We start from the raw sequence: 24,575 nt of genomic DNA, 5'->3' as shown, positions 1-24,575 counted from the left end.
ACTATGCCTACTTATACTGGAATTTCTAGCGAAGCTTTTCAGCATCCCCTCGATCGCCAAGCCGAGACCGCATTACGCAGCGTACCTGGATTTGACTTAATTGCCAGCAAATTTGTAGAATTTGTCTACGAACGACCGCAATTCGTTTACCTAATGGGAAATAGCATACAAGTCGGCCCGCGCCAATATGCCAGCATTTATCATATATTTCGGGAGTGCGTGCAGGATTTAGATATTTTTCCAGAACCGGGTTTGTTTGTGTCTCAGAATCCCGCTGTTAACAGCTATGCCCTCGGGAAAAATCAACCCTATATAGTTTTAAACACTGGTCTTTTAGATTTGCTGGATGAGTCAGAAATCAAAGTAGTCCTGGCTCACGAGTTGGGACACATCAAATGCGGGCATCCAACTTTAAATCAAATGGCGATGTGGGCGATGAGCATCGCATCAACAATTGGCGAGATGACTTTTGGGCTGGGAAATATTGTCGGAAGTGGTTTAATTTTCGCTTTTTATGAGTGGCGGCGGAAGGCTGAATTATCGGCAGATAGAGCAGCTTTGTTGGTGACGGATGATTTGAACAATGTGATGAAGACGATGATGAAACTTGCGGGAGTTAGCAGTAAATATGCAGATCAATGCAGTTTGCAAGAATTTATCCGCCAGTCTGACAACTATCAAGAACTCGATCGCGACAATCTCAACCAAGTGTATAAATTTTTACTTTACAACGGTGGCCAAGGCGTGATGCTGAGTCACCCTTTCCCGGTGGAAAGGCTGCGGTATTTGCGAGATTGGGCGGCTTCCGAGGAATACCGGCAAATTAAGCTGGGTAACTACAAGCGGGCTGTAGCTGAGGGTGCGGTTGATGTGAAGTCCCAAACATCTAACAGCGAGACGGAGGCTTTGCGCCGTCAGATTGAGGAGTTGCAGCGGGAGATCGATCGACAAAAATCTAAGCAAAAATAAGTTGAGGATGTGCCGCAAGTACCTTGCGGCTGTCATTAGCGCCTTCAACCACTGTTTGCGTAAGTCTTTGAAAATTTACCGGATTTGGGGGAGGGAGGAAAGTAAAAGGAAGACAGGCTGCGGATCTCCCATCCCGCTACCTCGGAATTATATTAGAGTGCGATCGTCCCCAAAAGCCATAGCCTGCATTTGCAACTCGCCTCCAATCTACAAACTGTCCTCTTTTTTCTGAAATCTGTTTCTCAGAAGGTGTAGTTTAAATCTAGATAAGCTTATAACTCAATCGGGGCAAGAAAAAAATGATTATTGATAAAGCAATGAATACTCACAAACCAACTTCTAATTTTTTCGGGAATATCGGAAAAATTGCGATCGCCCTCAGCGTGCTAGCCGCCGGAATGGCCTTTACAAATCCTCCGAGAGATAAATACCTAACTTATGCTTCCGGCGTGCTCGAAACCGAGTTTAAAAACACCGTGCGTAATGATTCCCGCGTACCCAAAGCTTTGAGTGGCGTTGCAGAGACTTTCCTGACTTCCCAGCGCGGCTCGATCGAACACTTGCTCGACAATACAACGGAACGTCAGAACTTTGGCGTTGTCAGCATTTACACAACTCAACTAGGTAAAAAAAGCTATCAAACGGTTGGAGCTTTTGGCAATTTCGTTACCCTCCCACCTAGTTCGGCAAATGCTGAAAAGTAATGTCAAATTAAGTTAAATTATAGAAACCGGGCTTGCGATCGAACCCGGTTTTTACTTACTAGAAATAATTGGTTTAAGGCCGGAACCTTTGTAGGGAGAAATTAAAATTAGACTATTAGACCTATTGCAAAAAACAATCTATTCTATAATTAATAGTTAGCATTTTATTATGCTAGTTTTAGCAGCAGGTACGTAGTTGCGCTTCAGCGCTCTTTCCGAGATCCAAAAAGAGCGCTGAAGCGCAACTACGTACCTAAATTTAATAGACATCTTGCCAAAAAGATATCTGCGATCATTAAAGATTTATAGCAATCCTAAATGATTGATGAAGATTGGTAGCGGTAGTGGATGGTGCGTGCCTACCACCTATCTATCGGGGCAACCTGGATCTTTAAGAGCAACTACAAAAATTATCCAAATGATGGGAAGACTACTATATTATAAAAATATTAAGTTTTATTAAACACGAAAATTTCTCGTCCCACTTACTATTAAAATAAATAAGATAAATTTTTATGTTTGACAAATAAGCAGATGGCTATGCAATTAAGTAAGGGTGAGAGATTTAATCTCTCTCAAGAAGCACCGGATTTAAAAAAAATGGCGATCGCCCTCGGTTGGCAGGTAACGGAGGCAGGACAAAGCTACGACATTGATGTCTCTGCATTTATGCTAGGTTCGGACGGCAAATTACCTGACGATAATTTTTTTATCTTTTACAATAATCTGCAATCCTCTGACGGTTCGGTACTGCAATCGATTCCTGAAAACAACCCAGCTAAAGAAAATAAGACTATTTACGGCATTATCTTAGAAAAAGTTAATCCTGAAATTGTGGAAATAACTTTTGTTGTGACTATTCACGAAGCAGATAAAATCAATGCAAGTTTTAGGAATATCAGAAATAGTTTCATCAAAATTGTCAATTTGGATACCGGAATCGAACTTGTCCGGTATGAATTAACAGAGAGTTTTACACTAGAAACGGCTCTAGAATTTGGTCGTTTGTATAGAAAGAATGGAGAGTGGAGATTTCAGGCGGTAGGAGCAGGATATCAAGCTGGATTAAAGAGTTTTGTTGACAAGTATTGTAGGTGAAATAGCAATAACATTACTGCAAAGCAGCGATGAAAAAATATCGCCGACAGATTCTGATAGCAGCACAAAAACTCGCCGCCGGAGAAGAAGTAAAAGGTAAATTTTAGTCGGATTCGTTAATAGATGACAAAATGTGCTGGTAAGCTTCGATGGTTTTTCGGGCGATCGCCTCCCAGTTATAATATTTTTTAGCATAAGCTTGCCCGTTAAAGCCCCTGCGCTGCCTTTCCTGTGGTGCGAGGAGGGCTGATTCGATCGCGCGGGCGATCGCCCCTACCTCCAGAGGCACCACCCACCCAGCCTCCGCTTGCTGAATGTCATCCCAGATATAAACGCGATCGGAAATAACCACAGGTACACCCGCAGCCATCGCTTCTGCTACGGCAATACCAAAGTTTTCGTAATAAGAAGGCAACACAAATAAGTCAGCTTTTCTCAACATCTCAGCTTTTGAATCACCGCTAACAAAACCCGTTATTGTAGTAAATCTTTCTAAAATTGATTTTTTTATTTTGACTTTAATTTTGGCTTCGTAATCGGCATCTTGGGGATTAGAACCTGCTAAAATAAAGTTAAATTTTAGACCATCTTCTAAAATACTTTCCAGTGCCGTAATTAGCAATTCTAATCCTTTTTTAGGTTCGATTCGCGACATAAATAAGATGATTGGTATTTCCGAATCAGGCAATATTTCAGGGTAAGCATCTGCCGTCACCCCCAATGGAATTATCAAATCTTTTGGAACAGACATCTTGCCTGTGCTATCTAATAGTAAACAATCTTGTGGCACAGGCATCTTGCCTGTGCTATCCAAACCAAACCTTTCTGAAATTTTAGCTTCTTGCTTGCTAGTGAAATGAATTGCTGCCGCACCTGCTAAATTAGGTCGTTCTAAAAGTGTAGCATAAACCTGTTTTAAAAGCTTTTTCTTCTGCAAATCTGCGGGGTCAAGCATACCGCAGGGCCGGATAATATACGGTAACTTGTGCCCTCTGGCAATTGTCGCGGCGAAAGTAGTTACTGGCGAGAACAAAGCGTGAATGTGAGCGAGGTCAAATTGCCGCGCATTTTCATTCAACCACTGCAATAAACTCAGAGAAAACTTATATCTGCGAAACGGAGAACAGCGGAAATAAATAATCTCATAGCCGTTTTGTTTGATTGGTAGATTTAACGGCACATCTAAAGGATCTTGACCGATATCTCCGTTAGAATCTGTAGTTATAATTGTGACATCAATACCTTGGGAAGCGAGGGCGGCAGAAAGCCCCAATACCATTTGACTTGGGCCACCGTAGACGAGGGAAATTGAGGGGATAATTTGAAGGATTCGCATGATTAGCCCTTGGTCTTAATTGCGGTAGCTGGTTGTGTTATTATATAAAAAATTGCAAGATTTGCACTTTATACTAATTTAGGCGATCGGAGGCAAGTTATGCTGATTGGATTCAGCGTCGGCAACTACAAATCTTTTAAAGAAACTGTCACACTCAGCATGGTAGCTTCGTCAATTACGGAGGACGATCGAGAGCTTGACGAAAATAATGTATTTGAAATCAATCATAGATTAAAATTGCTAAAAAGTGCTGCTATTTATGGAGCAAATGCCAGCGGCAAAAGCAATCTTGTTGCTGCTGTTAACTTTATGAAGTGGTTTGTTCTCAACTCATCCAAAGAAACGCAAGTTTCAGAGGCGATCGATATTGAAGCATTCAGGCTAAGCACAGAGACAGAAAAAGAGCCATCATTCTTTGAAATAGTTTTCTTGCTAGAAGGCAAAAATTTTAGATATGGTTTTGAGATTAATTCTGAACAGGTTGTTGCTGAGTGGTTGTTTCAAAGTGATGAAGATTCAGAAACAATGCTTTTTGAACGGGATTTTGACAGCTTTATATTAGATGATTTCCCGGAAGGGCAAGGTATTAGCGATAAAACTAGAAATAATGCTTTATTTCTTTCTGTTGTTGCACAATTTAATGGTAAACTTTCTGGCAAAATCCTGCTGTGGTTCAGTAAAACTTTGCAATTGATATCAGGCTTGCAAGATAGGCAATACCGCAAGGAAACTTTAGAGTCTTTTGAGAACGATCGCCACAGGCATGATATTATTGAATTCATTAAAAAATTAGACTTGGGTATTGCTGATATCCAAATCACAAATCAACCTGTATTTATTATTTCCAATAATACAGCATTATATGGTAATTCCTACGGTAGTTTATATCCTATTTCTGAAAGCAAACCAGCCGTGAAAACAGTTCATCGGAAATATGATGCTGACGGTAAGCAGACTGCTATAGAAATATTCGATATTGAAAAGCATGAGTCTGAGGGAACAAACAAATTGTTTGCATTAGCAGGGCTGCTTCTCGATACTTTGAGGACAGGAAAGATTTTATTCATAGATGAACTTGATGCCCGACTACATCCGTTGATTACTCGTGAATTAATCTGCTTATTCAATTCTAACGAGACTAATCCCCACAACGCACAGCTTATATTCACGACACATGACACAAATCTGCTTAGCAGCAAGACTTTTCGCCGAGATCAAATATGGTTTACCGAGAAAGACAATAAGGGCGCTACTGATTTGTACTCTTTAGTAGAGTATAAAGTAGGAAAAAATGCCTCATTTGAACACGATTACATCATCGGAAAGTATGGTGCTATCCCTTTTGTTGGTAATTTCAAAGAACTTCTAGGTGAACTCTATGCCTAAAAAAAGTTCGTCCAGAAGAACTATTGATTACTCTAAAAGAAAAGTTAAAAATAGAAGATGGTTTTTAATCGTGTGCGAAGGTGAAAAAACAGAACCCAACTATTTTAGAAGTTTCGCGGTAGACACAAAGGTAATCAAGCTTGATATCAAGGGAGAAGGGAAAAACACGAGGAGTTTAGTAGAAAAAGCTATTGAGTTAAAAAATGACTCAGAATACGACGAAAGCGATCGATTTTGGTGTGTCTTCGATCGCGATATTAACGGTAAAAATTCTAACGACGCGCAAAATTTTAATGCAGCTATGACTCTTGCAAAAAATAACGGCATTAAAGTAGCGTACTCCAATGATGCTTTTGAACTTTGGTATTTACTACACTTCCATTTTTATAATACTGGAATTTCTCGCAAGGATTATCAAAATATGTTGACGAAGTTGCTCGGATACGAGTATCAGAAAAACAGTGAAACGATTTATGAGGAACTGAAAAACAAACAACAGGATGCGATTAAACACGCAAAACGGCTTTTAATGGAATACGATCGCCCTAATCCTGAAAGTGATAATCCTTCAACAACAGTGCATCTGCTAGTGGAAGAACTTAATAGTTTTATTCCTAAGAGTTGATGAATTTTGACACGATATACCTTAAATATACTTGGTATTAGCACAATTTGACTTCTTCCCATGAGTCTGTGTATCCCATACGCGAGATAAAATTTATCTGATCGGGCTAACCCAATGGTGTTGTGATACGATCGAGCAAGATTAATCATGCAGAATACCAAAAATGACTGTTCATTTTTAAGTAACTTTAGGAGTTGAATCAAAAATGGCTAAACAATCTCTCTCATTTATGCCGATCGCCATTTCGATGTTAGCCGCCATTGGTTATCCGACAACCAATGCAGCCGCTACCGCCGAAGTATCGCCATTACAGCCAACAGCATCAGCCATAACCGTCGCACAGAATCCCACTCCCAGCGACACGAATAAAAAGCTTCCTGACGTGCCGGCAAAGCTACAAGTGCCTGCTGGTAATGCTTTAATCTCCGAAGTGTCAGCCAAAGGCGTGCAAATTTACGTGTGTCAACCCAAAACTGGCGATCGCACTCAATTTGAATGGACATTAAAAGCACCGGAAGCTGATTTATTTAATGCAAGTGGCGCATTAGTTGGCAAACATTACGGTGGCCCAACTTGGGAGTATACTAAAGACAAGAGTAAAGTCGTTGGCGAAGTAAAAGAACGTGTAGATTCGCCCGATCGCACTACCATTCCTTGGGTGCTACTAAGTGCCAAAAGCAATGAAGGTAACGGTTTATTTAGCAAAGTTACCTATATCCAGCGCGTCAATACTAAAGGTGGCAAAGCCCCAGCTACCGGATGCGATTCTTCAAAACAAAATAGCACTACCCGCGTGGATTACACAGCAGATTACTACTTCTTTGCTGCCAATAAGTAATACGCTTGTTAAAAGGTTTTGCGGCAAAAGAAGCGTTTGGTTTATTTGCACGAATCCTTGAATAACCCAGGTGCGTCGCTATGAGATTGTTGATATGTAGTTAGGAATTTTTCATGGCGACACACCCTACGACTTCTATCTTCTGCTACAAAAGTTGTTTGTAAAAGTCCAATAACTGCTCAGCTAAGGCTTGATTTGTATAACTTGTCATAACTTTATGATAACCCCGATCGCCCAAATCAACAGCAAAATCCCGCGCTTCCATCAATTGCTGCAAACAATCGCGCAAAATCCCTGCATTTCCCTCTGGGAAGACTAACCCCGCATCGCCGATAACGTGGGGAATTTCGCCGCAATCGGAACCGATAACCGGGATTTTACAAGCCATCGCTTCAATTAAAACATGACCGAATTGTTCTTTCCAGCCCACGGTAGTCAAAGTTTTGAATTTATAGCTGGTTTGCGAGGGCAATACCAAACAGTTCATTAAGTTAATGTAAGGTGGAATTTCTTCATGGGAAACGCTTTCTACCCAGATTATTCGATCGCTGATGCCCCATTCTCTACATTTTTCTTCCAAGTGCGATCGCAATTTTCCTTGTCCTACTAACAACCACTTCCAAGAAAGTTGTTTCAATCCTGCTAATGCTTCAGCTAAAGTTAGCAGTCCTTTTTCTTCGACAAATCGCCCTACAAATCCTACCACAAAATCTGTTGGTTTAATGCCAAATTTTCTAGATAACTCAATATCTTTAGCAGCAGGCACAAACAATTTTTCATCTACTCCAAGTTGGGGCATTACTGCCATTGCACCTGTGTAGCCCCGCTGGTGCAAAATTTTAGAGCCATCTAAATTGCCGGCAATAATTCCGTCGGTATTCTGAAGATTGCAATTTTCTAATAGGGAAATAGGCCATTTCAATTCATAGGATAGATTCCACCAGGTAAATAATATATTTTTGGCTTGGAGTTTGAGTAATTTATTGAGTATAATTAATTGGCTGTAGGCTAGGGATTTTGAACCTTGTTCGACTTGGATAATCTGCGGTTTGAATTTCTGTAAAAGTCTAATTATATCTGTACCAAATGTTAGCAAGCCTTGATTGTTTTGACTAAAATTGGAGATGGGAACTATTTTAAATGAGTCTTCTTGATAAAATTCGGTTTCGATGATTTTATTTTGTACGCCTCCGGGTTTCCAGCGTCGTGGCACTACAATTGTTACTTCAATATCGGGTTCTAGGTTGGCTAATATTTTGAATTTTTCCCGATTTATGTCAACTATATAGGTGTGGCTGGCAACGAGGATTCTCATTTATTGGGAATGGGGAATGGGGCATTGGGAATGGGGCATTGGGAATGGGGCATTGGGCATCGGGCATCGGGCATTGCGAATTAATTCATAAATTATTTAGGGTTGATTTTGTCTTGATTTGTGTAAATTTGTCCGTCATTCCAGAGCGATTTGATGAGTGTTATGAGGGCACTGATAAAACCGAGGATATAAAAAGCAAATCTAGTGATAATTTTTAGGGGCGATCGGCTTTTATGACAAGGTGGATGCCCCAAAACGTGGCAGTCAAAGAGTTTGGCAAAAAATCGCAGGCATTGAAAGACGGTTAAATTTTTCAATCCCATCAGGAAGTGGTTGTGATAAAATGTGGTTTGATATTCGATCGATCGCGTGCTGACATCGTGACATCCGCCGCTTTCTTCCCCCAAGTGAACTAAACAAGCACTGGGATCGTACCAAATTTTCATGCCAGTCGATCGCAATCTCAAACAAAAATCCGACTCCTCCCGCACCGCACTCCCTACAAACCGCTCGTCAAACGTCAAACCCCACTCGGCAAAAACCTGACGGCGAAACGACATATTGCAGCCTCTAGCCGAGAGTACCTGCTGCGGTTTGACTGTATGCACCAAATCGATAAAATACCAAGCAATGCCCGGATCCATGGCTTCTGGGGGCAAAAAGTCGATCGCCAAATCGCCTCCAGAATTACCCAGTTTCATTCTGTCAAAAACCCTGCCCGCCACACATCCCACATCCGGTTTTGCTAAATAATTATCAGCATGAGCGGCTAAAAAACCATCCGGCAATTGTACATCATCATCAATAAATAAAATAATCTCTCCCACAGCGCGCCGCACAGCATAATTTCGAGCTCCCGGTAAACTCGCCCAATCTACCGGAAACCACCGAATTTTCCCCGCAGTTGCCAATTCCTCTAAATAAACTTGAGTTTCCGATTCGTGAGTGCGAGTTTGATCGATTACCAGCACTTCAAAATTCGGGTAATTTTGCCGAATCGCGTCAGCCAATGTCTCTCGCAGGGGTTGCTCGCGGTTGTAGGTAGGTATCACAACAGAAATCATCATTCGCAGTTGCCACTTTAATTATTTCTCTAAACGCCAAAGCCACACATCGCCCGGTGGGTAAATTGGTGTAATTTTATATTTTTGCACTTGTTCTAATTCAAATCGCAATAGCTCGGTGCTTCTGTAGAGAAATACATCGCTAAAACCATCAGGAATTTTAACTTGCTCGGGTTTCACTGCTAGCAAAAGCTCTACTTGCGGCTTCAGCAAATAGCTGACAGACAGTATTTTTCCGGTGAGGTTGTTGCCTCCGTGACAAATCACTAAAGGTTTTTGGGCTTGATTGACAATCGCCGCTACTGCGGGATTGTATTTAGTGCTAGAAGGATACTTGTTCCACCAAAGTTGTGACTGTGAGCTGACGGCACAAGAAACTATTTCACTCGATATTAGGGCTATTAAACCGAGCTGCCAGAGTTTTTGTCGTGGATTGTTGGCGGTGGTAATTTTAGCGCTAAAGAGGTAGGCAACAGCTAGCTGGATTCCTAAAAGATAGGGAACTAGATAGCGATCGGCAATGCCTCCCACTGCTATCAATACTATCGCTGTAATTCCGATCGCTGTCAAGACCAACAGCCAAACTCGTTTGGGAGTTGAGTAGCAAAGCAAGTAGATTGAATGTGCGATCGCTAATATTAATATAACTGCTACAATCAGTCTGATTGAATCAGTAGTATTGCTCGAACCTAATTTGATGATTCCACCCGCCCAATGGGTGTCAATAAAAGTTCTACAGGTGATAATAATCAAAGGTTTAAGTGAAGATAGGGCCGAAAGAGAAAGATGGGGTAAACCTACTGTTGCAGCGATTCTGGGCGAGTTATCAACTAATACGAAAATCCAAGGAGCGAAAATGAGTGTTGCTGCCGCTGAAGCTAGTAAATAAGCAATTAATGTTTGGCGAACACGCCAATTTTCAGTGATAATTACGTAGATACCGTGGGCTAATATTACTATAAAAAATAATAAACTACAATACAGTCCTACAGTTAGGGCGATCGCATAAATCAACCAAACGCCTTTGCTCAATTTCGATGTAGATTTAAATGTAGATTTAAATGTAGATTTAAATGTGGCGGTAGATTTTTGTAGGGCGATCCTCTTCGTTGGCGCAGCCCCCGTAGGGGCGGGCTTCGCTAACGCCCGCAGCAGAATGGCATTCGACAGCAAGACGAGGACAGCAAACATCATGTACGGCCTTGCCTCTTGCGCGTACAAGACGTGAAAAGGCGACACAGCCATGATTGTCACAGCCATCCATCCCGCACGTGCAGAGCGAAATAATTCCCAGCACAGCCAATAAACGCTCGGAAAAATCAACAAACTCATCCAAGCTGAAAGACTTCTGACAGTTGCCACTTCCGGGCCGAACCACTGCACCCAAAATCGGGCTAAAATAAAATATAGCGGCGGTAGTTGAGGTTCTTCTGTAGCTAAACCTTTAACTGTATCCAACCAACTTTTTTCGGGATTTATCTGCTGGTATTTCCGCTGCAAATCTTGAACGGTAATTGTTTTTCCTTGAAAATCTTGCTGTACCATTTCCGTCCAGGTGTAGCCAGAAATTCGCAGCGAGGTGATAGATTCGTCGAAGGAGTAGACTTTGCGATCGAGGTTTGTAAATCTAAAAAATATCCCCGTTATTAATATGACGACAATTAAAATTTTTAACCAAGTTTGGTGTAACCGCCCATTTTTAATTGATTTGCTGTTCATAAAATCAGAAATGGGGAATTGAAGAAAGAAGAAGTTAGTTGTTTAGTCTATAAGTAATAAGGATGAGGGAATAAGCATGAGAAAGTGGTTTCAATATCCCCTATATTTTACTAGAGGATTCTTGCCATTGGTGTCAACTCAATCTCAAGCTTAGTCTTAGCCTAATGTCGATCGCCGAGAGCTAGATCCCCCCTAACCCTCCGTAGGTACGTTGTTGGGCTTTAGCCCTCTTTAGATATACGCCTAAAGAGGGCTAAAGCCCAACAACGTACCTAGAGAGATACACAGGATTTCAGACTCAAGTTGACACTTCCCTCTTCCTTCTTCCTTCTTCCAACTGTCAACTGTCAACTGTCAACTGTCAACTGTTAGATAGCGATGTGTTGCTGAACGGCTAAGACTAAATTTTCAGTCCAGAAGTTAGCTAAGTCGGCGCTGGCAGCTTCCACCATAACTCGGATTAGCGGTTCAGTGCCAGAAGCGCGAACCAAAATCCGTCCCTGTTCTCCCATTGCAGTTTTAGCGCGATCGATCGCCTTTTGCATGGGTTCGCACTCGTGCCATCTTAAGCGTTTTTCGCGATCGTCCACCCGCACATTTACCAACAACTGCGGATATGTTTGGAAACTGTCACTTACCAATTGTGACAAAGATTCCCCTGACTCACGCACCAGCGAAGCTATATGCAAAGCTGTCAACAAACCATCGCCACTAATACCGAAATGCGGACAAAGAATGTGCCCCGACTGTTCGCCGCCCAACATCGCACCCGTGCGCTGCATTTCAGCGTGAACGTGCTGATCTCCGACGTTTGTTCTAGTTAGTTTGCCCCCCAATTCTTCCCAAGCTCGCTCGAAGCCCAGGTTAGCCATTACAGTAGAAATAATTAAATTATCCGGTAACTGTTCGGAGGCGCGCAATTGCTGGCCCCACAGATAAAGAATGTAATCGCCGTCAATCGATCGCCCTTTGTTGTCAACACCCAAAACTCGATCGGCATCACCGTCAAAAGCAAATCCCAAATCAGCCTGGTGTTCCAAAACCGCCGCTTGCAAACTGTCGAGATGAGTCGAACCGCAGTTAACATTAATGCGAGATCCATCAGGAGAATTGTGCAAACAGATCACATCCGCCCCCATTTGCTCAAACACCGCCGGCGCCAAACCAGCAGCAGCCCCCCAAGCCAAATCCAAAACCACCCGCATTCCCCGCAAATTCATCTGTTGCAGCGAATCTGAGAGAGAATCAGCATAATCTTTAATCAACTCCGGGCGGTGGTAGTGATGCCCCAAAGCCAAGCTAGCAACCGCAACCTTAGCCCCTCGGATTCCCGCTTCGATTTGTTCCTGTAAATGCTGAGACAGCTTTGACCCGTTGGGGCCGAAAAACTTAATCCCATTGTCTTCTGGGGGATTGTGGCTAGCCGAAATCATCACTCCGCCCACAGACTGCGAAATGCTTGCCAGATAAGCAACGCAGGGAGTGGGACACAAGCCCAAATTCCACACTTCCAAACCGGCGGCTGTCAAACCAGCCGACAGTGACATTGCCAGCATATCGCTGGAATTTCTGCTGTCTTGTCCCAAAATCACAGGGCCCTGGTTGGGGGCATTTTGGCGTAGAACTTGCCCAGCCCAGAATCCAACTTGCAGCGCTAGGGGTGCAGTCAGCAATTCTCCAACTTTCCCGCGAATTCCGTCGGTGCCGAAAAGTTTTGTATTTGGTAGGGAGAGGGTATTTCCCAGCAAAATCGTATCGCGTTTGACTGGTTGTACCGAGTTAGTAGCCGAAAACTCGCTGCCGCGATGGCGCGAAGGTGTCTGAACCATATTCACTCCTTTAGGAATATTCACACTCACACTTTGCAGTTCATGTTACAACTGAAAGATCTTTTTTTCAGCGTAAAGTTAATTTATTTCGAGGATTTCTCAGGAAACTTGCTTTGACAAGCTACGGAGCAAGTTTAACTTCTTCAGAAAAATTTGTATGGTATCTAAGGGAAAAACTTTTATGGGGCGCGCCAAGAGGATCGTGGCGATCGCTCTTGGGGACGCTTCCACACGGATTTGAGACGATCCTGATGCCCTTTGAGTCTGTCAATCGAGACCCCACGGATAAATTCGGGGGAAGAGAGGATTTTCGATTTTCGATTTGGGATTGATTCCACGGATAAATCACGTGGCGGGTACCACCTGTGAAATTCGCTTGTCAGCAACTGCGGGTATAGAAGGTTAATGCTGTGTTGCCATATACTTTTTGGCGGCAAATTTCTAGGCCGGGTATCGGTTGGGTCGATCGCTCCGGGCTGTGTTCGATCGCGATTTCGCCATCAGGTGCTAGCATTTCTTGGCTGGCGATCGCGTTCAACACAGGTTCGTACAAGTCGCTGGCGTAGGGCGGATCGAAATAAATGCGATCGAATTGCTGTGGTGATAGTGAGGCTAATTTGGCGATCGCATTTCCCCGCAGAATTTGGAACGTTTGCGAAGAGTCTGCTACTTGCTCCCAATTTTCGCGGATAATCGCACAAGCATTTGCCGACTGTTCGATGCCGGTGACACTCAAAGCCCCGCGACACAAGGCTTCTGCACCCATCGAACCGCTGCCGGTACAGATATCGAGCCATTTGCAATCTGCGATCGACCCTTGCCAAATATTAAATAAAGCCTCTCTCACTCGCGCCAGAGTCGGGCGAGTTGCCAGTCCCGGCAGAGTTTTTATTTGGCGGTTTCCGTAGATTCTGATACTCATAAGAAGAAGGAAGAAGGAAGAAGGAAGAAGGAAGAAGGAAGAAGGAAGAAGGAATAAAGTATTTGTAGGGTGCGTAGCCATTAAAACTCCCTAAATTCAATGAACAATCTCATAGCGACGCACCTTACACTTCGGGCTAGTGGAAACAAACTACCAACTCGGTTAGTACCACTAATTTTTATAAATTATATTATAATTTGACCAAAAATGGAATTTGGAGCCGACAAAGCAGCTCCATTCTTTTGGAAAAATCGTATCATTTAAAACCCAGACTTAACAGTATTTTCTGCTTGATTAGATTCAGGTACTGGTGTCTGGGCTTGTTTGACACATAATACAGCATTGCTGACTACCAGTGATACTAACACCACTTTAACAGGAAACGAAACAGGAGGAGTATTCATAAATTTATAATTGGTAATTAGTAATTAGTAATTGGGAATTGGGAATTGGTAATTGGGAATTAGTAATTAGTAATTGGTAATTGGGAATTGGTAATTGGGAATTGGGAATTGTGGGAATTGGGAATTGGGAATTGGGAATTGGGAATTGGGAATTGGGAATTGGGAATTGGGAATTGGGAATTGGGAATTGGGAATTGGGAATTGGGAATTAGTAATTAGTAATTGGTAATTGGTAATTGATTCCGAAGTTTGGGCAACCACCGAGGATTGCCCTAGGGAATAACAACTATCAAAAGTTGTTGATAATCATCGGTTGGGTTTGCCGCGCCGGAGGAGATGCCGGTACAGGAGCAGGATAAGGTTGTGGATAAACCGGATAACCTGGTTGCGGATATCCAGGTGCAGGTGGATATGTTGGTTGTTGATAAATTGGCTGTTGATTGGGTTGTCCGGGATATTGAGGTACAACATTAGGTTGTCCGGGATATTGAGGTGCAGCATTTCCGGGAAAACTTTCAGGAGAACCAGCAGTTCCTTGGGGAAATTGCTGTTGATTTTCTGGGAGATTTTGAGGATAAGATGGAATTCCCAAGATGCCTTCAACAGCGCGGCGGAGAATTGGTCTCAGGGGAATTGCTAAACTCATTTCGGCGCTTGAGCCGATCGCCATTACAGACAGCGTTCCGACAATAGCTAGTTTTCCGAATCCTTTTTGCAGTTGGTGTTGAAAAATCATGGTTTGTCTTCCTTGTCAAGTGATTTTAGATTTTGGATTTTAGATTTTAGATTGAATTCATAGATGAGTATGGGTATTCAACTAAAATCTAAAAGTTAAAGTGTTGGTGAATAGATAGATGCAGCCGAGAACTAAGGCATGGGGCGAGAATTGGGTGCGTTGCCGTATTGATTCCGGTTTTTTTGTTTGTGGTTGTTTGTGGCTGCTTGCTTAACTGTTGATACTTTCCCACAAGCCAAAAGCAAGGGCTACGGAAGAATCGGGAGTTAAGCAAGGAGTTAAGAATCTCGATAAATACCGAAACTTAGGATTTATTTCATCGCACCCAAAACGAGACATCGCGGCGGCCGTTAACAGAAGTTCCAAACTGGGTAACGTTGACATTGTTGCAGTTGAATTCCCCGAACAAACCGCGATTTCCTTGGTTGCTACCTCGAACGGCGATTGTCCCGTTACCGTTAACTCTTTCAACTACTCCAATGTGTCCGTGAGTGCGATCGGCACCGGGGAATGAAGACTGCATAACAACGACTGCACCGGGTTGAGGCCCAACTTGACGGAAGCCGTTACGTTGCAACACTGAACCGTAATCTTTGGCACTCCAAACATAGGGAGGACGCAGTTGAAAACGATTGTTTGCGTAGTGTACGCACTGGCAAAATTGCGCGGCTGCGGCTGGTTTGATATTGGATAAACTCGCAGTTACGACTGTGCTAGCGGCGGCGAAAGCAGTTAACAAAGCTAGAGAAATTTTGGAGGAAGAAGTAAATAATTTCATGGTTGATTCCTTGTTTGTTTGCGGTTGTTTGCTTAACTGTTGATACTTTCGCAGAAGCGCCAAAGGATTTCTCGCCAGAAACGGGACTTAAACAAGGAGTTAAGGATGGGTCGAAATATTTTTGTCAAGCCTTTGCTCGGAAAGGGTTTCAGGCGTTATAAAATTTAAAGAGGGCGAGAAAGTTAACTCCGGCTTCTCCTGAGTCGATCGCAAATTCCGATTAATTCCGGCGTACACCCCATCTCTCGCGAGGTTTTCCCTCGCCAACCGCCGTCTCAAGCGGAGTGCGCGTGCTAACAGAGAGCCCGATTTAAAATCTAAAATCTAAAATCTAAAATCTAAAATCCAAATGAATGTACCCAAAGCAAGGCGCGATCGCGGCAGAATACTTACAGACAAAGGATGGAAGAAAATCTGGGACGCGATTTATCTCAAATTTACCGATCGCCCCAGCTTGCAAACCATCTCTGAACAAACCGATCCTGGACTTAATCGAAATTCTCCGTCTTTCGTCTCGACGGATACGGTGTCTAATATATTGAACCGGCGAGCCCCCGCTGACACAGCCAAAATGGAGAGTTTGTTTGCGAGTTTTGGACTGCGACTCGAATCTGACGATCGCACTTCCGGGGATATTTCCGGTAATCTCGCGCCCGCGCCCACTCCTCAAACCCGGCAAAATTGCAGCGAATTGCCGGATATTTCGGGGTTTTTCGGTCGCCGGGAAGAACTGGGTTTCTTGAAAAACTGGATTTCGGGCGATCGCTGTCGGTTAGTTGCGATCTTCGGGATGGGCGGAATTGGTAAAACTGCACTTTGCGCGCAATTAGCCAAGCAAATTCAAAACGAGTTTGATTTTGTCATCTGGCGGAGTTTGTCGAATCAGCCGAGTTGTCAAGATTTGGCGGCTGGCTTAATTCAATTTATCTGCGACTGTCAGGGCAAAAAATTGCCAGAAAACCTCAGTGACGGCATTTCCGTTCTGATTGAATATTTGCAAGCGCACCGCTGTTTAATCGTGCTTGACGGCGTGGAAACGATCTTAGATACGGGCGGTTTTGCTGGCAAATATCGATCGGGCTACGAAGATTACGAAAGGCTGTTCAGACAAATAGGAGAATCCAACCATCAAAGCTGTTTATTGCTTACCAGTTCGGAAAAATCTAGAGACATAGCTATGTTGGAAGGTCAAACTCGTCCCGTTCGATCTTATAAACTCACAGGTTTAGACAATATGGCCGCGCGGGAAATCCTGACAGAAAGAGGCTTAATTCAAGAAAAACAATGGGACGAATTAATTGACTGTTATGCCGCTCATCCTTTAGCCCTGAGGATTGTTTCAGCAATGATTTTAGAGTTATTTAATGGTAAAAGTTCAGAGTTTATCAGAGAAAATACCGTATTTTTAGGTCAAATTAACCATATTTTATCGCAGCAATTTCAGCGACTTTCGGTATTAGAAAAAGATGTAATCAAGCAGTTGGCTACGGCGGGAGCACCAATGGATCTAGCTCAATTGCGCCGCGGACTTTCTGAACCGGTTAAAACATCGAATTTGATGGAAGCGCTGGAATCTCTGGGATGGCGATCGCTAATTGAGAAAATCACAGTCAGCGGCAATGTCGCTTTCACGTTACAGCCGGTGGTGAGGAAATATGCGATCGAGCGATAGGTATTAGCTGGTACGATATGCTGCGAGATCGTAATTTTAGGATTGGGATAGCGATCGCAAATCATTAAGGATTGCTATACACCTTTTGAAAAAAAGCAGGTATGTAGTTGCGCTTAAGCGCTCTTTCCGCAAGTCTTAAAATTAATTCAGGTATGAGGTATGTAGTTGCGCTTAAGCGCTCTTTCGGCAAGTCTTAAAATTGCTCTTCCCGCAAATATTAAAATTAATTGAGGTATGAGGTATGTAGTTGCGCTTCAGCGCTCTTCCCGCAAATATTAAAATTAATTGAGGTATGAGGTACGTAGTTGCGCTTAAGCGCTCTTCCCGCAAATATTAAAATTAATTGAGGTATGAGGTATGTAGTTGCGCTTAAGCGCTCTTCCCGCAAATATTAAAATTAATTGAGGTATGAGGTACGTAGTTGCGCTTCAGCGCTCTTTCCGACGTTTGATAGTCAACATATTTTTGACTGTGTTAAGAAGTCCGTAATTTGGGATTTAGCGCTCTTTCCGATATCCCCAAAAGAGCGCTAAAGCGCAACTACGTACCTGGATTTAATAGACATTTTGCAAGATATCTATTACCTAAGCAGCAACTTTTGTTCTCACCAGACTGACAAAATTTGACAGCATATGCAATCCCGTACTCGAAGACTTTTCCGGGTGAAACTGCACCGCCATCAGATTATCTTTAGCGATCGCCGCCGTCACATTTTGACTTCCGTGAGTCACCATAGCCGATCGCACTTTCAAATCAACCGGATCGACATAATAAGAATGCACGAAATAAACCCAAGGATCGGAGGGTAAACCTTCCCACAGCGGTTGATTCGGCTGAGCAAATTCTAATTGATTCCATCCCATGTGCGGAATTGTCAGCCCCGGTTCCGACTGAAACCTGCGGACTTTGCCCGAAATAACGCCCAAGCCTGGTTCTACGCCTTCCTCCGAACTTTCAAACAGGATTTGCAAACCCAAACAAATGCCTAAAAAAGGTTTTCCCGAGGCGATCGCACTTTTTATCGGTTCTATCAAATTGCGCGATCGTAAATTCTGCATTGCCGGATCGAAGGAACCCACTCCCGGCAAAACCACCGCATCAGCCTGCTCGATGATAGCAGGAGAATCCGTAATTTTTGGCACTGCACCCACATTTTCCAAGCCTTTACAGACAGAGTGCAGATTGCCCATGTCATAGTCCACTACTGCGATGACAGACATTGACTTACTTGCCTTATATTATCAATATCGCTATTATTGCATACAATCAGTCATTAGTCAGTTGTTATTAGTTATTGGTTATTGGTTATATGTTGCTGCCAATTCCCAATTCCCAATTCCCAATTCCCAATTCCCAATTCCCAATTCCCAATCATTTATGACAACAAAATTTTTATTAACATCATTTGATACTTGGCTTCCCCATCAGAAATCCAACTCTTCCGACGATTTATTAGCCAAAATTTCCCAAATTCAATCTTTGCCTGATTCGCTAACTTTTTTGAGAAAACTGCCCGTAGATTTTCAGGAAGCGCCGAATTTGGCGATCGCCCAAATCAACCAAATCCAACCCGAAACCATTATCTGCTGCGGCATGGCCGAAAGCCGGGAAAAATTAACCGTAGAATCTTGCGCTTGCTGCGATACAGACATTCTGAAAACAAAAGTCAATCTCGAACCGCTAGTCGCTGATTTATGCACCACAGAAATCAGTTACGAAGCCGGAAAATATGTTTGTGAAGCTCTCTATTACGCAGTTTTAAAACATATTCGCAATGCTCAACTTCCCGCTAAATGTATTTTCGTCCACGTGCCAATTTTAACATTAGAAAATTCTGACAAAATTGTCGGCGATTTTTTATCTATTGTCAATCGCCTAACAATTAACCACTGTCAACTGACAACTGACAACTGACAATTGCCAATTGCCAATTGCCAATTGCCAATTGCCAAGTTGTTAACCGCCGTAATTCCAGCCCGTCGTTTCTAATAGCAACGGATCGCCCTCGCGATGAACACCGGCACCGATAACTTCACCGACATAAACCGTGTGATCTCCGTGTTCCACAGCACCAACAACATTGCACTCAATGTAACCCAGAGTATCCGAAATAATCGGACAACCGGTTTCGGCGCCTAGATAAAATTCTACATCCTCAAATTTATTGCCAACGCGGCGCTGCTGCTTGAAGAATTTCTGGGCTAACTCTTTTTGTCCAGCTTCCAGGAAACTCAAAGCAAACACACCGCTAGCTTTGATCATGGCGTGGGATTTGGAGTCTTGCTTGACGCAGTTGACGACTAAGGGAGGGGTAAAGGAAGATTGCATCACCCAGCTAGCGGTGAAACCGTTGACTTCTTCCCCGTCTTTGACACCGCAAATGTACAATCCGTGAGGGATTTTGCGGAGGAGGGTCTTTTTAGCTTGTTCGTCTAGCACGGGCTTACCTGTCGATCGATAATTCTACACCGCCCAGTTTACCAATGTCCCGTCCACAAACCCAACTGTCTTAAGGGCGATGCGCCACACGGAGAATCTTGAGATTGCCAATATTAGTTTTTTCACAACCAAATTTTCTGCTTGCCACAATATTTATTTTTATTAACTTAAATTGAGTTTTTCCGATGTTTTGACAACCAACTATATACTATGTTAAGACTTTAGCTATTAATCTTAGAATCTAAACGCAGTCACTCAATTAGTTAACAAAACCGGAGATAATTCGATGACAGAATCGTTTAAACGGAACTTTGGTTTAGGTCTTGTAGCAGTCAGTATATTATCTCTAATTTGTTTCGGCATAATAGGGATTGGCAGAGATGGCCAGCTAAATGCTGACGGTTCTGTACTTTACGCTGCTGGGCGTGCTTGGCTGAAGGGTTTAAATCCCTACAACCACGATATGCTGACTCAGAGTGTAGCGACAATAAAAGAAATTGACACGCTTCAAGATGCGGCTTTCTTTTATCCTCCTCAATCAGCCGCATTGTTTATGTTTGTCGGTCTTTTCGATTACCCTGTTGCCAAATTCGTTTGGCTATTACTCAACTTGCTGTCAATCGCAGCTATTATTGCGATGACAGTTCGCACCATCAACCAACATCAAAATAACAGTCAAAATCAACTCGGCAGTTTGGTGATGGCTGCGATGATTATCGGCAACCCATTCACTGCCCACGTTGTGTGGATGGGTCAAACTTCTTTGATGGCTTTTGCCGGGACAATGGCTGCTTGGTTCTTCAGCCAACGGCAAAAATTTGTATTGGCAGGTATCTGTTTGGGTATAGCCAGTTTTAAGCCGCAACTATGCTTATTGCTGGGTATTTGGTTTTTGCTAGAACGGAACTGGAAAATATTAGCTGTAGCCTTGGCAACGGTTATAATTATGAGCGCTTACCCATTGGTGCTGTACGGCGGGCCAGTTGGGATGCTGGCAGCATGGCATCAAGGAATTCTAGACAGCTATAGTTCTTTGCCTTTCAATCAACCGGGGTTTCAAGATAAAGTTGGTATGGAAAGTCTTTTCGCTTCTTTAGGCTTGAAGGTACCGGCTATCAAGATTGTGGCAGTAATTTTAGCGGTTGTGCTGTGGGTGTTTCGCAATAGAATTAATCGCGAAGATGTGTTGGCTCTGCTGATGGGTATATCCTTCACCTTTCTGGGATATACTCACGTTTACGATTATGTAGGTTTGTTCCCGATTCTGACTTCGCTGTGGCTGTATTGCAGCAATAACCGCAAAGCTTTGCTCGGCAGTATTGCCTTAGTTTTTCTGCTCTTTTTTCCGAGACGGATATTTTTAGCAGCGGGTTTGCCTTTTTTGATTCACTGGAGAACAATTGTTGTTTTAATTCTAGTAGTTGGTGTTGTTCTATTCAGCATGAAATCTAAATCGAGTGAGGGATTGCAACAAGAAATTGCTTGATTTTGGGTCGAGTTACCAGTGACGATATTTTTAACTGTCCACTGGCGACTCCCTTGCTCAAAACTCTCAAACAACTCCGTGCTTTTTAAACCAATCTTGCAGCTTTTTCCAAGCATCATTGGCTTCTTTTTCCCGATAAGTGGGGCGATAGTCGGCGTTAAAACCGTGGGGTGTATCTGGATAAAGCACAATTTCGGAACCGCTGGTACCAGTTTTGAGAAGTTGTTGCATTTTCTCGACTGTATCGTTGGGAATTAAGTCATCTTTGCCACCGTAAAGCCCCAATACTGGCACTTTCAAAGTTGCTGCAAGGTCGATCGGCCCTTTGGGAGTCAAAGGCGTAGAATCGCTAGCCAAACGCCCGTACCAAGCCACGCCAGCTTTGACTTTCGGGTTGTGTGCCGCGTACAGCCAAACAATTCTGCCACCCCAGCAAAATCCGGTAATCCCTAACTTATCAATATTGCCCTTGGCTGACTTTTGCGCCCAATCGACGGTAGCATCTAAATCGGACATGACTTGAGCGTCGGGAACTTTCGAGACAACTTTACTGACAATTTCTTGAATGTCGGTGATTTTAGAAACATCACCTTGACGGGCAAACATCTCTGGGGCGATCGCCAAATAACCTAATTTAGCAAAACGGCGGCAAATATCTTGGATGTGCGCGTGAACCCCGAAGATTTCTTGAATCACTAAAATGACTGGAAAATTGCTACCGCTAGCTGGCATTGCCCTGTATGCTGGAATCTGCCCGTCTTTCACGGGAATTTTGACTTCACCTGCAACTAAATTCGTTGCATCTGTGGTAATAGTTGCCAAAGAAATAGGATGAACTGCTAATGCAAATCCGGCGGTTAATGCGGTGACAGTGATAAATTGTCTGCGAGTTAAATCTTTCATTGGTAATGGGGAATAGGGAATAGGGAATAGGGCATTGGGCATTGGGAATGGGGCATTGGGCATTGGGAATGGGGCATTGGTTATTGGGAAGAAGGCCCGCGCCGGGCATTGGGCATTGGGTATAGGGCATTGGGTATAGGGAATAGGAACCAACCAATAACCAATAACCAATAACAAATAACCAATAACAAATAACCAATAACAAATAACCAATAACTACTGACGAAATAGCCGATCGTGCTCTGGATGGTACAAGCGCGATCGCCCTTGGGCCTCTTTTCCCAAAGCCGGACTAATCACATACATCGTCGTTCTGATCAAATTATGTTCGCGAGTGGCGATCGCCATTTTGTCAAGAGGAACCAGCACAATCTTCTCATCAGGCCAGCCCAACCGATAACAAATCGCCACAGGCAAATCAGACGGGTAATATTCCATCAACTTAGCTTGAGCTTGTTCGACATGGCGCGCGCTCAAATACAGACACAAACTCGCTTGATGAGCCGCCAAACCAGCTAATTCTTCACGTTCTGGTACTTCAGTTCTGCCGCTAATTCTGGTCAAAATAATTGTCTGCACAACTCCGGGAACTGTCAACTCAATTTTAAGTTTAGCCGCCGCAAGTTGGAAAGCGCTAATTCCCGGAATTACCTCAAAAGCAATTCCCGCTTCAGCCAAAGCGTGCATTTGTTCGCCGACTGCGCCGTAGAGACAGGGATCGCCCGAATGCAGTCGGACGACGCTTTTGCCGGCTCGCACTCGATCCACCATCAAAGGTACAATCTCTTCGAGAGTCTTATCTGCCGTTTGGATAACTTCAGCATCCGCGCGCACCCCCTCTAAAATTTGCTTTGGAACTAGGGAATCGGCAAATAATATGACATCGGCCTGGGCCAGCAATTTTTGAGCCCTAACAGTCAACAAATCCGGGTCTCCGGGGCCTGCACCTACAATGTATACGCCTGGAATTAGGGATTGAATCTCTGTCAAACTCATTGCTGATAAAAAATTTGCGAAATTTACTGGCGTTTCCGGATGCACCTATTTTGGTTGGAAGTAAGGGATGGTAGATGCACCCTGGTTTTGAACCCTAGAGACTAACGTCTCTGGGGTTTTTTATTGATCCTCTGGGGATTTGGGAGCAACCTTTGTGCGATCGCCCGTGGCTGATACAACATCTGGCAAAGGTCGATCGAGCAAATAAAGCCAAGCCAACCCGCCAAAACCTAACACAATCCCAGTCAAACTTACCATCTGCGCCGTCCGCAGCGGCCCGAACATCAAACTATCAGTTCGCAACCCTTCAATCCAGACTCTACCGCAACTGTAAGCTGCGATGTAAACCAAAAACAAAGCACCTGTTTTTAACCTAATTTTGCCCTGCAAATCGCGGAAAAACAAAGTCAGCAGCAACCCAAATACTGTCAAATTCCACAGAGATTCGTAGAGAAAAGTGGGATGGAAGTATTCAAAATTAGCATAGGCGATCGGGCGACTGTTTGCCGGAATATAGAGTTTCCAGGGCAAATCCGTAGGACTGCCAAAAGCTTCGGAATTAAAGAAATTTCCCCAACGTCCGATCGCCTGACCAAGAATTGCCGAAGGTGCGATCAAATCGGCCAATTGCCAAAAAGAAACTCGCTGGATTTTCGCAAAAATCAAAGCTGCGATCGTGCCGCCCAAAATTGCGCCGTGAATGGCAATTCCGCCTTTCCAAATCGCAATAATATCTTCAGGTCTCTGGGCGTATTGCTGCCACTCAAAAGCCACGTAATAAATTCTAGCGCAAGGAATAGCGCCCAGAACCAGCCAAATTGCTAAATCGCCCAGCAATTCCGGGTTAACGCGGCGTTTTTCGGCCAAATATTGGGACAGACTGACCCCAATCAAAACGGCAGAAGCTATCAACAGCCCGTACCAACGAACGGCTACGGGGCCGAGTTGAAAGATAATCGGGCCCGGGGATGTGAATTGAAAACCTAAAGGCAGCGCAAGAATATTTAGCACCATGAAAGTTGAATTATTTTTGGTGGAAAGCTGTCAAATTTGCATACCCTTTCACAAACTACAGAGTTTATTTTAGGTGACTGCGGTCATTTACACGCAATATTTGGGGAATTTCGCCGAAAATTAACTTTGTTGTCGAGATTTCTGTTATTGCAACCTTGTTGACGTGACACGACGGACTCAAAGGCTACACTCAGAATCACAGAATTACCTTGCAATGCCTCCAGGAATATACAGCAGGTTGCAGGTTTAGGAAGTACACCCGCTTATCGAGCAATTCCCGTTGGGACAAGGCACTGCCCTCCATACTGCACTTCATAAACTGGGGATAGGCTGTAAGCATCA

At 43.5% G+C, this 24,575-nt stretch carries 24 protein-coding genes; 10 read left to right on the top strand and 14 right to left on the bottom strand.

Annotation, left to right across the window (positions count from 1 at the left end; all coding sequences use genetic code 11):
• The first annotated feature begins 3 nt into the window (after positions 1–3).
• From JGK36_RS14355 to JGK36_RS14345, 3 genes are all read left to right on the top strand, one after another.
• A complete protein-coding gene (locus JGK36_RS14355) occupies positions 4–969 on the top strand; it encodes a M48 family metallopeptidase (protein WP_293196728.1) in 966 nt (321 codons plus the stop codon).
• A 299-nt stretch (positions 970–1,268) separates the two neighbouring features.
• On the top strand, positions 1,269–1,673 hold the full coding sequence (locus JGK36_RS14350) for a DUF4359 domain-containing protein (protein ID WP_293149171.1): 405 nt from the start codon (positions 1,269–1,271) through the stop codon (positions 1,671–1,673).
• A 540-nt stretch (positions 1,674–2,213) separates the two neighbouring features.
• Positions 2,214–2,771 (top strand): TerD family protein, encoded by a 558-nt coding sequence (locus tag JGK36_RS14345; protein ID WP_293182612.1) that lies wholly within the window; start codon positions 2,214–2,216, stop codon positions 2,769–2,771.
• A gap of 103 nt (positions 2,772–2,874) precedes the next feature.
• On the opposite strand, the gene hpsP is transcribed toward JGK36_RS14345, so the two are convergent.
• Positions 2,875–4,107, bottom strand: a complete 1,233-nt coding sequence (gene hpsP, locus JGK36_RS14340) for a hormogonium polysaccharide biosynthesis glycosyltransferase HpsP (protein WP_293196727.1) — start codon at positions 4,105–4,107, stop codon at positions 2,875–2,877.
• 99 nt (positions 4,108–4,206) lie between these two features.
• Between hpsP and JGK36_RS14335 the strand changes: the two genes are divergently transcribed.
• The 3 genes from JGK36_RS14335 to JGK36_RS14325 all read left to right on the top strand — a co-directional run bounded on the left by JGK36_RS14335 (position 4,207) and on the right by JGK36_RS14325 (position 6,956).
• A complete protein-coding gene (locus tag JGK36_RS14335) occupies positions 4,207–5,493 on the top strand; it encodes an ATP/GTP-binding protein (RefSeq protein WP_293182616.1) in 1,287 nt (428 codons plus the stop codon).
• Positions 5,486–6,118: an RloB family protein gene (locus JGK36_RS14330; protein WP_293182618.1), complete on the top strand. Its 633-nt coding sequence runs from the start codon at positions 5,486–5,488 to the stop codon at positions 6,116–6,118. Before JGK36_RS14335 ends, JGK36_RS14330 begins: the two co-directional genes overlap by 8 nt.
• Positions 6,119–6,323: 205 nt before the next feature.
• Positions 6,324–6,956 carry a DUF3455 domain-containing protein gene (locus JGK36_RS14325; RefSeq protein WP_293196726.1) on the top strand — a complete coding sequence of 211 codons (633 nt, stop codon included), beginning with the start codon at positions 6,324–6,326 and terminating at the stop codon, positions 6,954–6,956.
• 145 nt (positions 6,957–7,101) lie between these two features.
• Here the strand turns inward: JGK36_RS14325 and hpsO are convergent, their stop codons facing one another.
• The 6 genes from hpsO to JGK36_RS14295 form a co-directional block, all read right to left on the bottom strand.
• Positions 7,102–8,271 carry a hormogonium polysaccharide biosynthesis glycosyltransferase HpsO gene (gene hpsO / locus JGK36_RS14320; RefSeq protein ID WP_293182622.1) on the bottom strand — a complete coding sequence of 390 codons (1,170 nt, stop codon included), beginning with the start codon at positions 8,269–8,271 and terminating at the stop codon, positions 7,102–7,104.
• A 92-nt stretch (positions 8,272–8,363) separates the two neighbouring features.
• Positions 8,364–9,338, bottom strand: a complete 975-nt coding sequence (hpsN, locus tag JGK36_RS14315) for a hormogonium polysaccharide biosynthesis glycosyltransferase HpsN (RefSeq protein WP_293182624.1) — start codon at positions 9,336–9,338, stop codon at positions 8,364–8,366.
• An 18-nt stretch (positions 9,339–9,356) separates the two neighbouring features.
• Entirely contained in the window at positions 9,357–11,054 is a 1,698-nt protein-coding gene (locus JGK36_RS14310; RefSeq protein WP_293182626.1) for a glycosyltransferase family 39 protein, read from the bottom strand.
• Positions 11,055–11,422: 368 nt separating this feature from the next.
• On the bottom strand, positions 11,423–12,883 hold the full coding sequence (gene glmM, locus JGK36_RS14305; protein WP_293182640.1) for a phosphoglucosamine mutase: 1,461 nt from the start codon (positions 12,881–12,883) through the stop codon (positions 11,423–11,425).
• 379 nt (positions 12,884–13,262) lie between these two features.
• A complete protein-coding gene (gene rsmD / locus JGK36_RS14300) occupies positions 13,263–13,805 on the bottom strand; it encodes a 16S rRNA (guanine(966)-N(2))-methyltransferase RsmD (protein WP_293182628.1) in 543 nt (180 codons plus the stop codon).
• Positions 13,806–14,065: 260 nt separating this feature from the next.
• Positions 14,066–14,209, bottom strand: a complete 144-nt coding sequence (locus JGK36_RS14295; protein ID WP_293182630.1) for a hypothetical protein — start codon at positions 14,207–14,209, stop codon at positions 14,066–14,068.
• 80 nt (positions 14,210–14,289) lie between these two features.
• Between JGK36_RS14295 and JGK36_RS14290 the strand changes: the two genes are divergently transcribed.
• Positions 14,290–14,421, top strand: coding sequence for a hypothetical protein (locus JGK36_RS14290; protein WP_293200978.1), 132 nt, complete (start codon positions 14,290–14,292; stop codon positions 14,419–14,421).
• 77 nt (positions 14,422–14,498) lie between these two features.
• Here JGK36_RS14290 and JGK36_RS14285 read toward each other — a convergent pair whose 3' ends face one another.
• Together JGK36_RS14285 and JGK36_RS14280 are read right to left on the bottom strand one after the other, a co-directional pair.
• Positions 14,499–14,945, bottom strand: a complete 447-nt coding sequence (locus JGK36_RS14285; RefSeq protein ID WP_293182634.1) for a hypothetical protein — start codon at positions 14,943–14,945, stop codon at positions 14,499–14,501.
• Between the two features lie 316 nt (positions 14,946–15,261).
• Complete coding sequence (locus JGK36_RS14280; RefSeq protein ID WP_293182636.1) at positions 15,262–15,723, bottom strand: CHAP domain-containing protein; 462 nt, start codon at positions 15,721–15,723, stop codon at positions 15,262–15,264.
• Positions 15,724–16,072: 349 nt separating this feature from the next.
• Between JGK36_RS14280 and JGK36_RS14275 the strand changes: the two genes are divergently transcribed.
• The gene (locus tag JGK36_RS14275; protein ID WP_293196724.1) at positions 16,073–17,395 is read left to right on the top strand and encodes an NB-ARC domain-containing protein; all 1,323 of its coding nucleotides are present in this window, start codon (positions 16,073–16,075) and stop codon (positions 17,393–17,395) included.
• 584 nt (positions 17,396–17,979) lie between these two features.
• Here JGK36_RS14275 and hisH read toward each other — a convergent pair.
• A complete protein-coding gene (gene hisH, locus JGK36_RS14270) occupies positions 17,980–18,615 on the bottom strand; it encodes an imidazole glycerol phosphate synthase subunit HisH (RefSeq protein WP_293185028.1) in 636 nt (211 codons plus the stop codon).
• Positions 18,616–18,772: 157 nt separating this feature from the next.
• Here hisH and JGK36_RS14265 point away from each other — a divergent pair, with 157 nt between their 5' ends.
• A complete protein-coding gene (locus JGK36_RS14265) occupies positions 18,773–19,309 on the top strand; it encodes a peptidase C15 (RefSeq protein ID WP_293185029.1) in 537 nt (178 codons plus the stop codon).
• A gap of 42 nt (positions 19,310–19,351) precedes the next feature.
• Here JGK36_RS14265 and JGK36_RS14260 read toward each other — a convergent pair whose 3' ends face one another.
• Positions 19,352–19,834 (bottom strand): flavin reductase family protein, encoded by a 483-nt coding sequence (locus tag JGK36_RS14260; RefSeq protein ID WP_293149208.1) that lies wholly within the window; start codon positions 19,832–19,834, stop codon positions 19,352–19,354.
• 286 nt (positions 19,835–20,120) lie between these two features.
• On the opposite strand from JGK36_RS14260, the gene JGK36_RS14255 reads away from it, so the two are divergent.
• On the top strand, positions 20,121–21,320 hold the full coding sequence (locus JGK36_RS14255) for a glycosyltransferase family 87 protein (RefSeq protein ID WP_293185030.1): 1,200 nt from the start codon (positions 20,121–20,123) through the stop codon (positions 21,318–21,320).
• A 66-nt stretch (positions 21,321–21,386) separates the two neighbouring features.
• Here the strand turns inward: JGK36_RS14255 and JGK36_RS14250 are convergent, their stop codons facing one another.
• The 3 genes from JGK36_RS14250 to lgt all read right to left on the bottom strand — a co-directional run bounded on the left by JGK36_RS14250 (position 21,387) and on the right by lgt (position 24,233).
• On the bottom strand, positions 21,387–22,265 hold the full coding sequence (locus JGK36_RS14250; RefSeq protein ID WP_367120250.1) for a dienelactone hydrolase family protein: 879 nt from the start codon (positions 22,263–22,265) through the stop codon (positions 21,387–21,389).
• Positions 22,266–22,439: 174 nt separating this feature from the next.
• Entirely contained in the window at positions 22,440–23,219 is a 780-nt protein-coding gene (cobM, locus tag JGK36_RS14245; RefSeq protein WP_293185032.1) for a precorrin-4 C(11)-methyltransferase, read from the bottom strand.
• A gap of 120 nt (positions 23,220–23,339) precedes the next feature.
• Positions 23,340–24,233 (bottom strand): prolipoprotein diacylglyceryl transferase, encoded by an 894-nt coding sequence (gene lgt, locus JGK36_RS14240; protein ID WP_293185033.1) that lies wholly within the window; start codon positions 24,231–24,233, stop codon positions 23,340–23,342.
• Between the last annotated feature and the right edge of the window lie 342 nt (positions 24,234–24,575).

The organism is Microcoleus sp. PH2017_35_SFW_U_B, from assembly GCF_020737865.1.
Classification (GTDB): Bacteria; Cyanobacteriota; Cyanobacteriia; order Cyanobacteriales; family Microcoleaceae; genus Microcoleus.
This window is presented reverse-complemented; position numbering and strand designations above follow the sequence as displayed.

What these genes read in the sequence shown, in the direction of transcription:
- JGK36_RS14355 (WP_293196728.1), top strand. Translation starts at nt 4, where the DNA reads ATGCCTACTTATACTGGAATTTCTAGCGAAGCTTTTCAGCATCCCCTC.
- JGK36_RS14350 (WP_293149171.1), top strand. Translation starts at nt 1,269, where the DNA reads ATGATTATTGATAAAGCAATGAATACTCACAAACCAACTTCTAATTTT.
- JGK36_RS14345 (WP_293182612.1), top strand. Translation starts at nt 2,214, where the DNA reads ATGCAATTAAGTAAGGGTGAGAGATTTAATCTCTCTCAAGAAGCACCG.
- hpsP (WP_293196727.1), bottom strand. Translation starts at nt 4,107, where the DNA reads ATGCGAATCCTTCAAATTATCCCCTCAATTTCCCTCGTCTACGGTGGC.
- JGK36_RS14335 (WP_293182616.1), top strand. Translation starts at nt 4,207, where the DNA reads ATGCTGATTGGATTCAGCGTCGGCAACTACAAATCTTTTAAAGAAACT.
- JGK36_RS14330 (WP_293182618.1), top strand. Translation starts at nt 5,486, where the DNA reads ATGCCTAAAAAAAGTTCGTCCAGAAGAACTATTGATTACTCTAAAAGA.
- JGK36_RS14325 (WP_293196726.1), top strand. Translation starts at nt 6,324, where the DNA reads ATGGCTAAACAATCTCTCTCATTTATGCCGATCGCCATTTCGATGTTA.
- hpsO (WP_293182622.1), bottom strand. Translation starts at nt 8,271, where the DNA reads ATGAGAATCCTCGTTGCCAGCCACACCTATATAGTTGACATAAATCGG.
- hpsN (WP_293182624.1), bottom strand. Translation starts at nt 9,338, where the DNA reads ATGATGATTTCTGTTGTGATACCTACCTACAACCGCGAGCAACCCCTG.
- JGK36_RS14310 (WP_293182626.1), bottom strand. Translation starts at nt 11,054, where the DNA reads ATGAACAGCAAATCAATTAAAAATGGGCGGTTACACCAAACTTGGTTA.
- glmM (WP_293182640.1), bottom strand. Translation starts at nt 12,883, where the DNA reads ATGGTTCAGACACCTTCGCGCCATCGCGGCAGCGAGTTTTCGGCTACT.
- rsmD (WP_293182628.1), bottom strand. Translation starts at nt 13,805, where the DNA reads ATGAGTATCAGAATCTACGGAAACCGCCAAATAAAAACTCTGCCGGGA.
- JGK36_RS14295 (WP_293182630.1), bottom strand. Translation starts at nt 14,209, where the DNA reads ATGAATACTCCTCCTGTTTCGTTTCCTGTTAAAGTGGTGTTAGTATCA.
- JGK36_RS14285 (WP_293182634.1), bottom strand. Translation starts at nt 14,945, where the DNA reads ATGATTTTTCAACACCAACTGCAAAAAGGATTCGGAAAACTAGCTATT.
- JGK36_RS14280 (WP_293182636.1), bottom strand. Translation starts at nt 15,723, where the DNA reads ATGAAATTATTTACTTCTTCCTCCAAAATTTCTCTAGCTTTGTTAACT.
- JGK36_RS14275 (WP_293196724.1), top strand. Translation starts at nt 16,073, where the DNA reads ATGAATGTACCCAAAGCAAGGCGCGATCGCGGCAGAATACTTACAGAC.
- hisH (WP_293185028.1), bottom strand. Translation starts at nt 18,615, where the DNA reads ATGTCTGTCATCGCAGTAGTGGACTATGACATGGGCAATCTGCACTCT.
- JGK36_RS14265 (WP_293185029.1), top strand. Translation starts at nt 18,773, where the DNA reads ATGACAACAAAATTTTTATTAACATCATTTGATACTTGGCTTCCCCAT.
- JGK36_RS14255 (WP_293185030.1), top strand. Translation starts at nt 20,121, where the DNA reads ATGACAGAATCGTTTAAACGGAACTTTGGTTTAGGTCTTGTAGCAGTC.
- JGK36_RS14250 (WP_367120250.1), bottom strand. Translation starts at nt 22,265, where the DNA reads ATGCCCAATGCCCTATTCCCTATTCCCTATTCCCCATTACCAATGAAA.
- cobM (WP_293185032.1), bottom strand. Translation starts at nt 23,219, where the DNA reads ATGAGTTTGACAGAGATTCAATCCCTAATTCCAGGCGTATACATTGTA.
- lgt (WP_293185033.1), bottom strand. Translation starts at nt 24,233, where the DNA reads ATGGTGCTAAATATTCTTGCGCTGCCTTTAGGTTTTCAATTCACATCC.